Below are 15,078 nucleotides of genomic sequence, written 5' to 3'. Positions count from 1 at the left end.
TCATCGCCCGGGGTGTTTGTCACCCGGCCCCGTCCATGCTGGGCTCTCCGCCCCCTGTTTTCGTCCCGGACCCCGAGTGAAAGCCCCGTCCCCCACCGAGCAGCTCGAGCCTCACCGGGAGGCCACGCGCGCCCTGGACTGGGCGCTGCCCTCGCTCCGGGCGGACCTGGTGGCGGCGGCGCGGCAGCCCTTCCGGGAGACAGGGGCCCAGGAGGACTTCCTGCACCGCCATGACGCACCGGCCCATGAAGCCTGGGGGCTGGCGCGGACGGAGCGCTTCGAGCGGGCCCTGGCCCGGGTGCGGCGGCTCGCGGACGCGGGCGAGCCGCTGACCTTCGCCCGGATGGTGGAGGTCCAGTCGGAGCTGCTGGGCGGGCCCACGGGCTTCCGCACCGGGGACGCCTTCGCGTGGGGTGGCGCGCACCGCTATGCGCACGCGCCCGGCCTGGAGGCGGCCTTCCGCGACAAGGTGGAAGCGGACGCACGGGAAGAGCGTCACCCGGTGGCACATGCCACGCGGTTGTACCTGGACCTGTGTTTCTTCCACCCCTTCCCGGACGGCAACGCCCGCGCGGCGCGGCTGTGGCTGGAGTACATGCTGCGCCGGGGCCGGCTGCCCACGCCACCGCTGGCGCCTGTGGTGCTGTGGCCCAAGCGGCCGGGAGACGCGGTGAACTACACGCGGTTGGCGAGGCTGCTGGCCCGGACCCTCGCGGGGCCGGACGCCCCGTGCCGCAACGAGGTGCCTGAATGAGCAGCAACGCTTCGGCTTTCACGTGGCGCCGCATCCGCGACAGCCTGGATGCCTACTCACCTCAATCGCTGGCGTCCCGGCTGAGGGAGGCCCTGGCCCCCCTGCGGACCGGAAGCATCCACACCAGCCGGCTCAAGCAGGCGAAGAACGCCGTGCAGGACCTGCTCCAGGCCGAGCTGGGTCCCTGGTACATCGAGAGCGGCCTGCCCCTGGGCAATGAAGTGCTGGGGGGCTATTGCTGGTGCCACTCGTTCTTCAACCAGAACCCGCCGCATCGGACCTTGGATGTGGATGAGAACATCCAGCTCATGCTGGACGCGCTGGAGCGGATCCGTTCGTTCCTGTACGCGCTGGACGGCGTGTATCAGGCCTCGCGCCGTCAGCTGGAGCTGGCGGCTGACGACAAGGCTCTCCGGGCGCAGGCGCTCGCGGAAGGGCTGGTGCGGACCGTGGACCTGACGGCGGAGACGACGTCTTGCGAGGAGACCTGGTACCAGGTCGCGCAGGACGCCATGACGTGGTGCATCGAGGCGATGGGGCTGCCCTTGTCGGAGGCCACGCTGGAGCAGTTGGACACGGCCTTCGTCTTCACGTCCTGGATCTCGCCTCCCCCGGAGGTGCTCCGTGAGGCGGCGGCGCGGGTGGCGGAGGTGGCCGTATGAGCCGGCCAGCCCTGGGGCACTGGCGGCTCATCCGCGACAGCCTGGAGGGGTATGACCCGGAGAAGCTCATCCGGATGCTGCGTGAATACCTGGCGCCGCGCGTGCCCCCGGGGACGCGCAAGCTCACGGACGAGCAGCACGACACGATGGCGAAACACATCCAGTGGATGCTCAACCAGAACCTGGGGCCCTGGTACACGGAGACGGGGCTGTATCTGGGCAATGAGAGCTTCGGCGGCTACTGCTGGTGTCACCGTTTCTTCCGGCAGAAGCCCACGCCGGACATGAGCGTGGAATACAACATCCAGCTCATCATCGACGCGCTGGAGCGGTCGCGTGAATGGCTGTTCAAGCTGGAGGCCCACTTCCAGGCGCTGAAGCGGGACCTGCCCTCGGGCCCGGACGACAATGACATCCGGACGCTGGCCCTGGCGGAGGGAATCGTCACCACGATGACCCTCACCATGGACGCCACGGGCTGCGAGGAGGCCTGGTACACCTTCGCGGACGAGGCGCTGTCGTGGATGTTCGACGCCATCGAGCTGCGCCCCGGCTATCAGGCCGGGAAGCTGATGCGGAAGCTGTTCGCCTTCGAGTCCTGGCACTCGCCTTCCGAGTGGGAGCTTCGCGCTTCATCGGAGAAGGTGGCGGCGGCCGTCGTGGAGGACGAGGGCCGCCGCCACACGCACTGACGCAGGCGCCCCTCCCTCAGTGGATGGGCTTCCCGCGCGTCATCCGGCGGGCCTGCTCGCGCGAACCGCCCTTCACCTCGATGCGCTTGCCCTGGGGCAGCTCCTCCGGGAGCTTCAGGGAGACCTCCAGGACGCCGTTCTCGAAGTGCGCCTGGACTGACTCCGTGTCGATGCCTTCCGGCAGCGGAACGGCGCGGCGGAACAGCCCGGTGCTGCGCTCCAGGCTCCAGATGCCTTCGGCCTCCTCCTCCTCTTCCAGCTCGAAGGAGCGCTCGCCTTCGATGATGAGCAGGTCCGGCTGCAGCTCGACGTAGATGTCCTCCTGCTTCATCCCCGGCAGGTCTGCCTTCACGATGAGGCTTCCGTTCCGCTCCAGCACGTCCACCTGTGGCGACCAGAGGCCCTCGTCCAGCACGCCGCTCCGGGCGGCAATGCCCCGGCCTCCGAAGCCGGTGACGAGCTGGTCCATGTCCTCCATCATGCGACGCAGCAGCCCGAACGGGCTCACGGGCGCGGCTTCCCTCCCGATGGCGGGGGCCGGGGACTCGCGGCGGCTGATGCCAGCGCCCGTCCTGGGCTCCTGCCCCTGCGAGGTGGCGCCCGGCGCACCGGCCTGGGCGTTCTTCACGGCGGGCGAGGAGGGCTCCCCCTGCGCGCCTGCGTTCCTGTTGTCGGTTGCCATGACGTCCTCCCCCGGTGGAGCCGGCTGGCCCCCGGCCGCCGGACCGCACCGGTCACTCAAGCGGGGATGGGATCATCCCAACCCCAAACCTGGAGGCGCGCGGCGGGGCCATCAAGGGGGCCCGGCCCCGCGGTCTGGCATTCACGGGCGCCCCGCTACGCGAGCAGCGTGGCGTCCATCACGGTGAGGGCCACCCCGCCAACGCGAGCGCGTTCGATGTGGCCTGGCCGGCCGGTGACCTGGATGTCGATTCGGCCCGGCTTGCCGAGCGTGTCGCCCTGTTCGATGCGGCTCGACACCGTGCCGCCGTGCTCCGGCAGGCGAAGGCTCCCGTGCTCGGCGAGCCAGGCCGCGAGCGGTCCCGCGGCGGAGCCCGTCACGGGGTCCTCCAGGATGCCGAAGCCCGGGACGAAGTAGCGCGCCTGGGCCACGCTCCCCTCCTCCTTCGCTTCGCGGGTGAAGAGGTAGACGCCGCGCAAGCCGTGCGGCATCAGCAGCGCGTTCATCGCCGCGCCTCGCGGCGTCAGGGCCTCCAGGTCCGCGAGCCGCCGGAGGGGCACCACCAGCCGGTGGCCCTGGCGGATGACCGGCAGCGACGGCTCCACCTGCGACGCGGTCCCGCCCAGCGTGGCCATCAGTGCGTCCAGGGCCACGGGGTTGGGCTGCGCGGGCGGCGGGGGCGTGGTGATCCACACCCGAGTCCCGCGCGTGCCCTGGGGCTCCAGCTCGATGCTGAACGTGCCACCGGGGCACTCCAGCGTGTACGTCCCCGGGCTTCGCAGGAGCCCCTTCTCCGCGAGCAGGTGGAAGGTGGCCACCGTGGCATGGCCGCAGAAGGGAATCTCGTCCACGGGCGTGAAGTAGCGCAGGCGCACGGTGGCGTCGCCGGGCCGGGACAGCAGGAACGCGGTCTCCGACGCGCTGACGGCCGCGGCGGTCCGCTGCATCGTGGGGACCTCCAGCGCCGCAGCGTCGAGCACCACGCCCGCGCGGTTTCCTGCACCGGCAGTGCGGGTGAAGGCATCGATGATGTGAACCTGCATGGGCGGACTCCGGACAGGGCAAGGGCCAGGGGAACGTCGCAGGCATGCTCCGCGCCACCGCCGGCGTCAAGCGCTGGCCCGACGCACCGGAGCCCCCACAACAAGGTTGAACGAGAGCGCGCGAGCAGGCACAGCAAGATGCATGAATCTCCTGAAGTCGGGTGCGTGGGTGGTGCTGGTGGCGTTGCTCCACGCGAGCGGCGCGGCGGCGCAGATCGTCAACGTGCAGGCGCTCTTCGACGAGAAGGCGGAGCCGGGGCCGGCCGCTGCCATCGAACTCGGGGGCGACTGGCGCACGGGCAGCACGGAGCTGTTCGCCATCCGGGGCTCGCTGGTGGGCCAGCTGCGCTCCGAGCGAGACGTCTGGCTGGGCGTCATCCGGGGTGAATATTCGTTCGCCAGTGGCGAGCGCATCGTCAGCCAGGTGCTGGAGCACGTGCGCTACCGGCGAAAGTTCACGGACACGGTGTCGGGCGAGGTCTTCGCGCAGCACGAATACAACGAGTTCCGCCGGCTCCAGTTCCGGGCCCTGCTGGGCGCGGGTCCGCGCTTCATCCTGCTCAATGAGACCCGATTGGGGTTCACCTTCGGGGTGGCGCTGATGCTGGAGTACGAGCGGCTGCGCAAGGACGGCGAGCCGGACGCGGGGGACCGCTACATGGATCCGCGAGTCTCCAGCTATCTGCTGGCCCGGGTGAAGCTGATGGAGAACATCGACCTCGTGGAGACGGTCTACTTCCAGCCGCGAGTCACCCGCCCCTCCGACCTGCGCGTGCTCAACGAGACGATCTTCGCGGTGACGCCCAATCCCCGCGTCACGGTGGGCATCGGCTTCAACCTCACCTACGACAGCGCACCGCCCGCGACGGTGCCGCCCCTGGACACGCAGCTGCGCACCACGGTGGGAGTGAAGTTTTGAGTGGGCGGCAAGCAGCGCGTTGACGCATCGGGCGCGCAAACAAGGCGCGGGAGGACGCATCTCCTCCGTCGACGACGCATCCACTGTCACAGCGCGAGAATTGTTCTTGGGGCACTGGCCCCCAAGGTCCCGCGCAGCAAGCCACCGCAGCGCCTCGTGCGCCGTGTCCCGACAAACGTCATAGAGACGCGTCAGCTTCGCTTTCCCCATCCCCGTCCCCTCCTCGTCCCAGCATGGCCATCCAACCACTGGGGTCTGACATGAGCGCGAAGGCCCACCGTCCGCATCGTCCGTCGGCCAGCGCGGCCCCCGGGCCTCAGGTGTCTGAAACCTGTCCGACTGTCGGACAGGTTTTGAGGGAACCCGTCCCAGGCGGGTGCCTCTGTCCGAGTCCATCCCTGGAGTTCACGCACGCATGACATTGCTCGACCGACGGCCCAGCGCGACCTCGGACCGCATGCTTCGAAAAGCTGTCCGACTGTCGGACAGGTTTTGAGCGAACCGGACCCGGGCGGCCCCTCTCCCCGTGTCACGACCTTGCGCTCGCGCACGCATGACGTCGCTGACCTGGTGGACTGGCGTGGCCTCGGACTGCTTGCCGCGAATCCTGTCCGACTGTCGGACAGGTTCTGAGCGTTCCGGGCCCGACCTGCCCTCCGCTCCTGCATCCAATCGAGCCACATCGCTGCACCCTCGAAGGCGGACCTTGTTGGCGAACTCCTGGCGGCCCGCTTGAGGGTAGGCTCTAGCGATGGCGTCCCATTCCATCTCTGCTCCCGTAGTCCTCCTGGGAGGCGGCAAGATCGCTGAAGCGCTCATCCTGGGACTGTTGCGCTCCGGCCACGTGCGTCCTTCGGACCTTCGCGTCACGGTGCGCCGGCCCGAGCGCGGAGAGGAGCTGCGCTCCCGGCACGGCGTGAACGTCCTCATGGACAACGCGCAGGCGGTGCGGGGCGCGGGGGTGGTCCTGCTGGCGGTGCGGCAGGCACAATTGCGCGAGCTGATGGAGGTCATCTCGCCGGCTCTGGAACCCGGGCAGACGGTGGTGTCGCTGTCCGCGGACGTGCGCCTCGCGCAGCTGGAAGCGGCGCTGCCCTCCTGCGTCTCCGTCATCCGCGCCCTGCCCCATACGCCCGTGCGCGTGGGAGCGGGCGTGACGCCACTGACGGCCGGGACCCGGGCAACGGAGACCTCAAGGCTGGCCACCGAGTCCGTCTTCGCGGCGACGGGACGGCCCATGTGGATGACCGAGGAGGCGCTCACGGTCTGCACGGGGGTGTGCGGCACGGGCCCCGCTTATGTCTTCCGCTTCGTGGAGACCCTGGCCCAGGCCGCGATGGCGCACGGGATGGACGCGGCGGAAGCGGAGGCGCTCGCCAGGGAAACGCTCATTGGCGCGGCGAAGCTGCTGGCCGAACCCGGCGCCACCACCCCTCGCCTCATCACGGAGATCGCGACCCCGGGAGGCATCACCGAGGCAGGGCTGAAGGCGATGGACGCCCACGGTCTGACTCGCGTCGTGGGCGAAGCAGTCTCCGTCGCCATCCAGCGCACCCGCGAGCGCGCGGACGCGAACGCCGCGGCCTACAGCACGCCAAAGTGACGCTTGAGCCCCCGCTGGCCTCCAGGCGTCACGATGAGGCCGCGTGAGTCGGGCTGACGCTCCACCCATCCCAATGCGAACACCCGGGCCGCGAGCGCCGCGCCCAGCGCCCCCGCGAGGTGATCGCGCCGCTCACTCCAGTCCAGGCACCGGTGGGCGAAGTGGCGCCGCTGTTCGCGCACGGGCGCCAGGTCGATGCCGAAGTCCTGGAACCACGCCTCGCCGCTCGGGGTGAGCGCGAACGCGCGCTTGCGAAGGGACAGGTGCCCGGCCCGCAGGAGCGCGTCGGTGATGCCCATGCCAAGTCTGCCCGCCAGATGGTCGTAGCAGTAGCGCGCGGCCCTCAGGGGCTCCGGAGTCGCTGACGCTCGGGGGCCCCGGACCGCCACGGTCATCAGCGCCTCCACCATCCGCGCCACGGTGGGCGTGGCGATCCGGAACACCTTGTTGCGCCCCTGACGGGTGGCGCGGACCAGCCGGGCCTGCTCCAACCGCTGGAGGTGCGCGGTCGCCGTCGCGGGGCTGACGCCCGTACCGAACGCGAGCTCCTTCGCGACGAGCGCCCGGCCCTCCATGAGCAACTCCAGCATCCGGATCCGCGTGGCATCCCCCACGGCCGTGGCCAGCGTCGCGAGGTCCGGCCCTGCATTCATCGTTCGGTCCATGACGAACCATTTCCTAGCACACGGACACGGCAACGGCGGCAGAGTGCCCGGCCACGAGGACCGATGACACCGCCGACCGACCCGTATCAAGCCGTCACCCACCCCGACCCCTACCCCTACTACTCGGAGCTTCGAGCCCGGGGCGGCCTGCACCGCGTCCCCGGCTTCGGGCCATGGATCGCGGCGGATGCGGCCACCGTCCGCGCGGTGCTCACGAGCGAGCACTGCCGGGTCCGGCCACGGTCGGAGCCAGTGCCTCCGCACCTGGCGGGCACCGCCGCGGGGGCCCTTTTTGGACGGCTGGTGCGGATGAACGACGGTGGCCCCTACCCCGCCGTGAAGCAGACACTTTCAAGTGCGCTGCCGTTGGCGCTGCGGGAGGTCGAAGCGGAGAGCCGCCGCCAGGCGACACGGTTGTTCTCGACGCCCTCGCTGTCACGGCTGCCGGACGCCGCCCTCCAGCTTCCCGTGTTCGTGCTGGGGTCGCTGCTCGGCTTCCCAGAAGACACGCTGGAGGCGAGCGTGCGGGATGTGGATGCCTATGTCCGCTCGGTCGCCGGGTCCCCTGCTGGCAGCAAGGGGGCGGCGAGGCTGCACGAACGCGTGGCGGCCTGTTTCCGGTCCACGGCGAGGACCGCGTTCACGGCCCGGCTGATGGAAGGCCACGGCCCGGAGGACCTGCTCGTTCCCAACACCGTGGGCCTGCTCACCCAGGCGTATGAAGCGACGGCCGGTCTTCTGGGCGCGACGCTGCGGGCCTTCGCTCGCATGCCCGAGCTGCGTGAACAGCTCTCACGGGGTACCTGCACGATGGACGACGTGGTCCAGGAAGCAGCTCGTCACGATTCCCCGGTCCAGAACACACGGCGCTTCACCCATGCCGCCGCGGTCGTCGCGGGTCAGGCGCTGGAAGCCGGTGAGACCGTGGTCGTCGTGCTCGCCGCCGCGAATCGGGATCCCCTGGAGAATCCCCAGCCCGACGCCTTCCTTCCACGGCGCGCGGGGCGCAAGAGCTTCACCTTCGGCCTGGGCTCGCATGCCTGTCCTGGGTCTTTGCTCGCGACGACGATGGCCACGGCGGCGGCGGAGCGAGTGCTCGCGAATGGCCTGGACCTGTCGCCTTTGTCGCGCACCGTCACCTGGCGTGCCGCCACCAACACCCGCGTCCTGGGAGGACTGGAATGATTGCTGTCATCTTCGAGGTCCGGGCACACGAGTCGCATCGGCAGCGGTACCTGGACCTCGCCGCGGAGCTGCGGCCCCTGCTGGCGGACATCGACGGCTTCATCTCCATCGAGCGGTTCCAGAGCCTCAGCGAACCGGGGAAGCTGCTGTCCCTGTCCTACTGGCGAGACGAGGCAGCGGTGGCGGAATGGCGGCGACTGGAGGCCCACCGTGAAGCCCAGCGCGAAGGCCGGGGAGGCGTGTTCAGCGACTACCGGCTGCGGGTGGCGCACGTCGTGAGGGACTACGGCTTGACGGACCGGGCGGCCGTGCCCGCTGACAGTCGCACCGTGCACGGCTGAAGCAGCCTGCGCACGGCGGCTGTCTTCCCGCCCGTCCCTCCCATGCGGGCCATGACTCCCCCACCTTCCGTGGGAGGTGAATGATGAAGCGAGGCCAATGGAGACGTTGCTGGGGGCTGGCTGCCGCGCTGCTCGGGCTTCCAGCGGCGGGGCAACTGGAAGGCCCTCCCGAGGGTTCGTCGCAATACTCCTGCTTCGAAGCGGCGCGCCAGGGCAGCTCGGTGAGCGAGAGCATCGCGGCGCAGCTCTGCCAGGGTGCCCGTTCCGACTCCCCGGCACGGTGCTTCCTCCGGGTGCAGGAGAAGGGCTTCCTCGCCGACCCGCAGGCGCTCCAGCTCTGCCAGTACGCCACGCCCTCGGATGATCCCGCGTCCTGCTTCCTCAAGGCGCGGAACTCCTCGTTCCTGGACGAGACACAGCTCCTGGAGCTCTGCCGCCCCCCCATCGCGCAGATGCTGAAGATGTGTCCCTACGGGCCGTGAGTCACCGGGCGCGGAGGAACGCCTTGACGCTCGGGGACTGGAGCTTCTGGGACTCGATGCACAGCCGGATGGACTCCAGGGCCCGGGTCAGCGCGCGCGGACCGCCTTCGACCTTGTCCACGCGGGGCGTGAGGAACGTCTCCACCTGCGCCAGGTGGAGGTCATCGCAGAGGCTCCCCGTCTGGCCAATCAGCCGGCCCAGCTCATCCGAGCGCAGCCGCTGCGTCAGCGCATCGAAGTGCGTCTGGTAGAAGTTCCACGCCAGCGACTGCGACTCCGGTGACATCAACGCCATCCGGAGGATGACCTGCGAGTCCCGCACGTCGAAGTCCGGCGACACCACCAGCCCCAGCGCCCGCCACAGCAGGTCCGGGTTCCGGAAGTACGCCAGCGACGTCAGCAGCCGGGACCGCTCGGTGCGGTCCGGCTCCTTCTTCGCCGCCTCCAGCAGCGCGTTGAACAGCGCCGCATCACCGTGCGTCGCCGCTCGGGGCAGCGCGGCACCGAATGCCTCTGGATCCACCGACTTCCGGTCCGCCAGCCAGGCCCGCACCAGGGGCAGCGACTCCTTCACCAGCCGGGGGTCATCGCCCAGACCGCCGGCCAGCCGGAGGAACAGGGAGCGTGAGTCCTTCACGGAGTCGTCCTCGCCCGGCTTCGGCACCCAGCCCATGGCATGTGCGCGCGCCGAGTAGAGCGAGGCCACCCACGCGCGGAAGCGCTGGCGCTCCTCGGGCGTGAGCTGATCCAGGCGCACGAGCTCCAGCAGCGAGGCGGCGCTCTGTACCACGAGCCGGTTCGGCGATTTCGCGGAGGCAGGCACCGCCTTCAGCGCCTCCCCCAGCGGCAGGTCGCCCCGAGTCACCGCCGCATCCACATCCGCCCAGAGCGACACCTGCTCCGCAGGAGTGAAGGCGGCGACCGGAGTCGCGAGCAGCTTCGTCAACTGCTCGCGGGTGTAACCGCCGCGGTAGTAACCCGTGCCGCCCGCGTTGAGCAGCACCCACGCCGGGCACTGCTTCGTGGGCAACGCGACCTCCGCGGACGGTCCCTGCAACATCGAGCACACCCGCGACGACTGCGTGCCCGTGCCCACGCGAAGACACACGGGCACCTGCCATTCCTGCCGCGCGTCCGCCTTGGAGCCCACGGGCAGGTAACGCTCCTGGGACAGCTTCACGGACGGAGCGCCGCCCGCCGGGCACGACAGCTGCGCGGTGATCCGGGGCGCTCCGGTCCGCTCGATGAACCCGCCGAAGGACCGCGCCACCTCCGGCCCCGCCGCCTGGGACAGGTCCGCGAGGAGGTCCTCCATCGTCGCGACCTTCCACTCGTGCTTGCGGACATAGCCCCGGAGGAAGTCGCGGAAGCGCTCCGGTCCCAGCCAGGCCTCGTACATGGCGATGACGGACGAGCCCTTGTCATACGTCGTCCCGTTGTCGAACGAGCCGACGATGTCATCATTGCTCTCCACCGGCTTGCGCACGGGCAGCGCCGACGCCAGCTCATCCGACGCCAGCGCGGAGCGGGTCGCGAACATGGCGCGCTCCTGCTGGTAATCCCAGGACGGCTCCAGCCGGTCCACGGTCTGACGGTCCAGCCACGCGGTGAAGGACTCGTTCAGCCAGATGTCGTTCCACCAGGAGCAGGTGACGACGTCACCGAACCAGTAGTGGCCCAGCTCATGGTTGGCGATGACCGCGTAGGACTTGCGGCGGGCCAGCGTCTCCTCACCGGGCGGGATGAGCGTGAGCGGCTGCCCGAGCGCGACGAGGCCCGGGTGCTCCATGGTGCCCCAGTACCGGGGCACGACCGCGACATCGAGCTTCTCGTACGGATACGGCTGGTCGAAGAAGTCCTCCAGGCCCTTCACGATGCGAGGCGTGATGCTCGCGGCGTAGCGCGTCTCCGCGCCCCGGCCCTTGGGGACGATGAAGCGCAGCGGCACGTTCGTGCGGCCCACGGCGCCGGCCTCCACCACGTCGAACGGCCCCACCATGAAGGCCACGAGGTAGCTGGGCATCGGCTTGCTCTCCGCGAAGGTGACGCGCTCCAAGCCGTCCGACAGGGGCTCGCGCGACACGATGGGATGGTTGGCCAGCGCCACGTGCCCGGCCTTCACGGTGAAGCGCAGGCGCCACGGCACCTTGAAGGTCGGCTCGTCGAAGCACGGGAAGGCGCGGCGCGCGTCGATGGGCTCGAAGAACGTGTAGAGGTAGGGATCACCGCCCTCGTCCACCCCATAGAGGCCCTGGCTGCGCTCGCGGTCCACCTTGCCGGTGAAGTCGAGCAGGAGCTGGGCCTTGCCTGCCGGCAACTCCTCCGGCAGCAGCAATCCCAGACGTCCTTCCGGCGCGGTGACAGGCTTCGCGTCGAACGTGCGGCCCGCCACGGTGACGCGAGCCCGTGTCACCTCCAGGTCCTGCGCATGCAGCCACACCTGGCGCACGGGCGCGCGGACCTCCACGTCGATGGTGACGCTGCCCGGATACGTGTCCTCCGAGGGCACGAGCTTCAGGTCCAGCGCGTAGTGCACGGGCCGCACGGTGTCCGGCAGCCGCAGCGCGGGAGGCAGGGCCTCCGGCCACGAAACAGCGGGCGGCGCGGAAGCCGCTGGCGCGGCCTCTGGCGCGTGCGCACAGCGGACGGTCAACACCACCAGCACCAGGAGTGGAAGCAGTCGCATGGGGGCGCAGCGTAGACCATGCGCAAGTCGCGCACCGGGCCTATGGCTCGACCCGCACTCACAGCAGTCTCGAGATGTCTCCAGGTCCGTGAATCAGTGCGTTCAACCCAGCGAGCCGCTACGGTCCAGATCCCCCCGCTTCAGCTACAAACCGAGGAAGAACATGTCTCGTCGCAACAGCGGTCTCCCCTCCCTCTTCGTGTCCCTGCTTTTCGTCGTGGGCTTCGCGTCGCCGGCCAGCGCTGACACCTACCAGACCTACGTGGTGCCCACGGTCAATGGCTTTCAGATTGGAACCGTCCTCCCCAGCCAGCCCACCGGGAACTTCAGCAGCGCCGCGGACACCGCCCGCCGCTTCTGTCAGGATCAGGGCCACACCGGCGCGCAAGGCTTCACCACCGCCATCCGGAGCGCCTCGTACACGTACATCGTTGGCACGAATGGCGTGGGCCCCTGGAACACCACCGGCAACTCCAACGTGACCATGCTGGAGAGCATCACCTGCGTCACCTCCACGTCCCCCTCCCCCGCGGACGTCACGTACACGACGCCGAAGGTCAACGGCTACCAGATCGGCACCATCCAGCCCAACTACCCGTCCGGCAACTTCAGCACGCCGGTGGATACCGCCCGCCGCTTCTGCCAGGACCTGGGCCACGTCAACGTGCGCAGCTTCACCACCGCCATCCGCGGCTCCGCCTATACGTACATCGTGGGCACGAACGGCGTGGGCAACTGGAACACCACCGGCAACGCCAACGTGACCCTGCTCGAAACCGTCACCTGCATCACCTGGTAGCAACCCCGCCTGGACGAGGGGAGCCCACGCGGCTCCCCTCCGTGGGGTAGTCATAGACCCCGATCGGGTTTGGACAGACACCCCAAAATCTCACAACACGTCTGTCTTCATGTTTTCAACCTGATAGATCGCCCTTTCCTCTCACTGCCCCAGGAAGGTGCGATGCGCCGACAAGCCACTCTGTCTCGGGTTTTGTTTTACGCATTAATCAGCGCTGTCATTTCTGTCACGGCCTGCGACACGGGTGGCGAACCGGAGCGGGAGACCGGCAACGTCCGGTTCGTCAGCGCGGTTCCCCAGGCGCTCGCGGGCGATGAGATCACCCGCGTGACCGTCACGCTGACGGCGTCCGGCGTGCCTTCCGCCACCACCGTGCTCACGAAGGGCACGGAGGGCTGGAGCGGCACCATGTACCAGGTGCCCGCCGGCACCCAGCGCACCTTCACCGCGGAGGCCTTCGCCGCGGACGGCGCCCTGCGCTACCGGGGCGTGGCCTCGGACGTCACCATCACCGCGGGCGCCACCTCCATCGTGGCCATCACCCTCCAGGCGCTGGATGTCCCGGGCCCGTTCGACAACTCGGCCCCGTGCATCGACTCGCTCGTGGCGTCCGCGAGCGCCGTCCTCCCCGGGGGCACCCTCTCCCTCCAGGCCACGGCGCATGATCCGGACGCGTCCGACACCCTCACGTACGCCTGGACGGCGGCGGAGGGCACCTTCGGTTCGCCCACGCTCACGTCGACGACCTGGACGGCCCCCGCGACCCCGGGCGTGTACGCGCTGACGCTGACGGTCACCGACTCGCGCGGCGCCACGGCGACCATCCGCATCGACATCACGGTCATCTCCAAGGACGGCGGCACCACGGCCGGCACCGCGGAGGTGTCCGTCACGTTCAACATCTCCCCCGCCGTCACCCGCGTCACCGCGTCCCGGTCCCCCGTGCCCGTGGGCCAGAGCACCACCGTCACCGCGGACGTGACGGATCCGGACGGCGACGCGCTGACCTACCAGTGGGCCGCGTCCTGCGCGGGCACCTGGGCGGATGACACCTCCAGCATCGCCTCCTTCACCCCGACCGCCGTGCCCGCTGGCGACTCGTGCGGCAACTGCGCGCTCACCGTCACCGTGAAGGACCCGAAGGGCGGACAGACGCAAGGCACCCTGCGCATCTGCGTGGGCGACGGCGCGAGCGCCAACGTCCCCCCGCGCATCGTCCTCGCGCACCAGAGCAGCGCGTCCGTGGTGGGCGACAGCACCGTGACGTTCCGCGTCCTCGCGGAGGACGGCAACGGTGGCGCCCTCACCTTCAACTGGGCCTCGAGCACGGGCACGCTGGCGACGCCCGTGTCGGGTTTCACCTCCAGCGAGATTTCCTGGAAGGCCCCCACCTGCGCGCCCACGGGCGGGAACGCGACCGTCACCGCCACCGTCACCAACGCGCAGGGCTTCTCCGCGTCCCAGGCCTTCACCGTGGCGGTGCAGAACGCCCCCGCGTGCACGCCGCCCACGACGGTCGCGCGGTGGGACTTGACGGCCAGCCTGACGCAGCGCCGCTTTGGCGCGAGCCTCATCGCCCTGCCCTCCGGGAAGATCCTCGTCTTCGGCGGGACGGTGAGCTCCAACCCCATCCTGGGCACCGCGGAGCTCTACGATCCCGCGACGGCCACCTGGTCTTCCGCTGGAACGCTGGGCACCTCGCACTACAACCCCGCGGTGACGCTGCTGCCCTCCGGTAAGGTCATGGTCACGGGCGGCTTCGCGTCGTACTCGGCCACCACCCCGCTGCGCGCCGTGGAGTTCTACGATCCCGCGACCAACACCTGGACGGCGGGCCCGCAGATGGCCTACGCGCGCGGAGCCCACACCACGACCCTGCTGCTTAACGGCAAGGTCCTGGCCGTCGGCGGCATCAATTCCGGTGACAGCGTCAGCAACCGCGTCGTGGAGCTCTACGACCCCGCCACGAACAGCTGGGTACCGGTCGCGAGCCCGACTCACCCCCGGTCGAGCCACCGCGCGGTGCTGCTGCCCTCGGGAAAGGTGCTCGTCCTGGGCGGTAGCCTGCCGGCGGAGATCTACGATCCGTCCAACAATACCTGGAGCATCGCCACCGGCCTGACGACGCGGACCTTCACGGACGCATTCCTCCAGCAGTCTGGCAAGGTCGTCCTGGTGGACGGGACGTTGGTCGCGACGTACGACCCGGTGCTCAACGTCCAGGCCACGCTGGGCCACTTCACCTACGAGCGTGCCAACTCCTCCCTGGTCCAGCTGAACTCCGGCAAGCTGCTGCTCGCGGGCGGAAATTCCACGTTGGGCCTGACGACGGAGGTCTTCGACCTGGCGACGGGCACTTCCGCGTTCTCCACCAGCATGGCGTCCAACCGCTACTCCATGGCCGCCACCGTGCTGCCCAACGGCAAGGTGCTCTTCATCGGCGGTTGGGACCGGGACACCCCTGGGAGCGTCAGCGCCGTGCTCGTCTACACGCCCGCGAGCCCCTGAAGCCCACCTGAAACTCCGCTGAAGCTCTGTCGACGAGCGGCCGGTCCCAGCCGGGTC

At 69.7% G+C, this 15,078-nt stretch carries 14 protein-coding genes; 10 read left to right on the top strand and 4 right to left on the bottom strand.

All coding sequences use genetic code 11. The annotated features are described in order from the left end of the window. Nucleotides 1-76: 76 nt before the first annotated feature. Genes D7W82_RS40920 through D7W82_RS12495 form a run of 3 tightly spaced genes read left to right on the top strand, consistent with a single transcriptional unit; the run spans nt 77 to nt 2,108 of the window. The gene (locus tag D7W82_RS40920) at nt 77-754 is read left to right on the top strand and encodes a Fic family protein (RefSeq protein WP_199727735.1); all 678 of its coding nucleotides are present in this window, start codon (nt 77-79) and stop codon (nt 752-754) included. Then, on the top strand, nt 751-1,416 hold the full coding sequence (locus tag D7W82_RS12500; RefSeq protein ID WP_120618557.1) for a hypothetical protein: 666 nt from the start codon (nt 751-753) through the stop codon (nt 1,414-1,416). The genes D7W82_RS40920 and D7W82_RS12500 overlap by 4 nt, the downstream gene beginning before the upstream one ends. Further along, nucleotides 1,413-2,108 carry a hypothetical protein gene (locus D7W82_RS12495; protein WP_120618556.1) on the top strand — a complete coding sequence of 232 codons (696 nt, stop codon included), beginning with the start codon at nt 1,413-1,415 and terminating at the stop codon, nt 2,106-2,108. The genes D7W82_RS12500 and D7W82_RS12495 overlap by 4 nt, the downstream gene beginning before the upstream one ends. A gap of 16 nt (nt 2,109-2,124) precedes the next feature. Here the strand turns inward: D7W82_RS12495 and D7W82_RS12490 are convergent, their stop codons facing one another. Next, complete coding sequence (locus tag D7W82_RS12490) at nt 2,125-2,790, bottom strand: Hsp20/alpha crystallin family protein (protein WP_120618555.1); 666 nt, start codon at nt 2,788-2,790, stop codon at nt 2,125-2,127. A gap of 155 nt (nt 2,791-2,945) precedes the next feature. Then, the gene (locus D7W82_RS12485) at nt 2,946-3,833 is read right to left on the bottom strand and encodes a PhzF family phenazine biosynthesis protein (protein ID WP_120618554.1); all 888 of its coding nucleotides are present in this window, start codon (nt 3,831-3,833) and stop codon (nt 2,946-2,948) included. A gap of 142 nt (nt 3,834-3,975) precedes the next feature. Between D7W82_RS12485 and D7W82_RS12480 the strand changes: the two genes are divergently transcribed. Both D7W82_RS12480 and proC read left to right on the top strand, forming a co-directional pair. After that, nucleotides 3,976-4,752 (top strand): YdiY family protein, encoded by a 777-nt coding sequence (locus tag D7W82_RS12480; RefSeq protein WP_120618553.1) that lies wholly within the window; start codon nt 3,976-3,978, stop codon nt 4,750-4,752. Between the two features lie 751 nt (nt 4,753-5,503). Next, nucleotides 5,504-6,355, top strand: coding sequence for a pyrroline-5-carboxylate reductase (gene proC / locus D7W82_RS12475; protein WP_120618552.1), 852 nt, complete (start codon nt 5,504-5,506; stop codon nt 6,353-6,355). On the opposite strand, the gene D7W82_RS12470 is transcribed toward proC, so the two are convergent. Then, nucleotides 6,337-7,020, bottom strand: coding sequence for a helix-turn-helix transcriptional regulator (locus tag D7W82_RS12470; RefSeq protein ID WP_120618551.1), 684 nt, complete (start codon nt 7,018-7,020; stop codon nt 6,337-6,339). The genes proC and D7W82_RS12470 overlap by 19 nt on opposite strands. A gap of 63 nt (nt 7,021-7,083) precedes the next feature. Here D7W82_RS12470 and D7W82_RS12465 point away from each other — a divergent pair, with 63 nt between their 5' ends. From D7W82_RS12465 to D7W82_RS12455, 3 genes are all read left to right on the top strand, one after another. Beyond that, on the top strand, nt 7,084-8,205 hold the full coding sequence (locus tag D7W82_RS12465; RefSeq protein WP_120618550.1) for a cytochrome P450: 1,122 nt from the start codon (nt 7,084-7,086) through the stop codon (nt 8,203-8,205). Beyond that, a complete protein-coding gene (locus D7W82_RS12460) occupies nt 8,202-8,546 on the top strand; it encodes an antibiotic biosynthesis monooxygenase (RefSeq protein ID WP_120618549.1) in 345 nt (114 codons plus the stop codon). Before D7W82_RS12465 ends, D7W82_RS12460 begins: the two co-directional genes overlap by 4 nt. Before the next feature lie 80 nt (nt 8,547-8,626). Continuing rightward, a complete protein-coding gene (locus tag D7W82_RS12455; RefSeq protein WP_233587446.1) occupies nt 8,627-9,028 on the top strand; it encodes a hypothetical protein in 402 nt (133 codons plus the stop codon). A gap of 1 nt (nt 9,029) precedes the next feature. On the opposite strand, the gene D7W82_RS12450 is transcribed toward D7W82_RS12455, so the two are convergent. After that, on the bottom strand, nt 9,030-11,714 hold the full coding sequence (locus tag D7W82_RS12450) for a M1 family metallopeptidase (protein ID WP_120618548.1): 2,685 nt from the start codon (nt 11,712-11,714) through the stop codon (nt 9,030-9,032). A gap of 163 nt (nt 11,715-11,877) precedes the next feature. On the opposite strand from D7W82_RS12450, the gene D7W82_RS12445 reads away from it, so the two are divergent. Together D7W82_RS12445 and D7W82_RS12440 are read left to right on the top strand one after the other, a co-directional pair. Continuing rightward, the gene (locus D7W82_RS12445) at nt 11,878-12,513 is read left to right on the top strand and encodes a hypothetical protein (RefSeq protein WP_120618547.1); all 636 of its coding nucleotides are present in this window, start codon (nt 11,878-11,880) and stop codon (nt 12,511-12,513) included. Between the two features lie 327 nt (nt 12,514-12,840). After that, on the top strand, nt 12,841-15,021 hold the full coding sequence (locus D7W82_RS12440) for a kelch repeat-containing protein (RefSeq protein WP_158617643.1): 2,181 nt from the start codon (nt 12,841-12,843) through the stop codon (nt 15,019-15,021). Nucleotides 15,022-15,078 lie beyond the last annotated feature (57 nt).

The sequence above is a fragment of the Corallococcus sp. CA049B genome (assembly GCF_003611685.1).
Classification (GTDB): Bacteria; Myxococcota; Myxococcia; order Myxococcales; family Myxococcaceae; genus Corallococcus; species Corallococcus coralloides.
The sequence above is the reverse complement of the archived record's forward strand: the minus strand, read 5'-3'. Positions and strand labels throughout refer to the sequence as shown.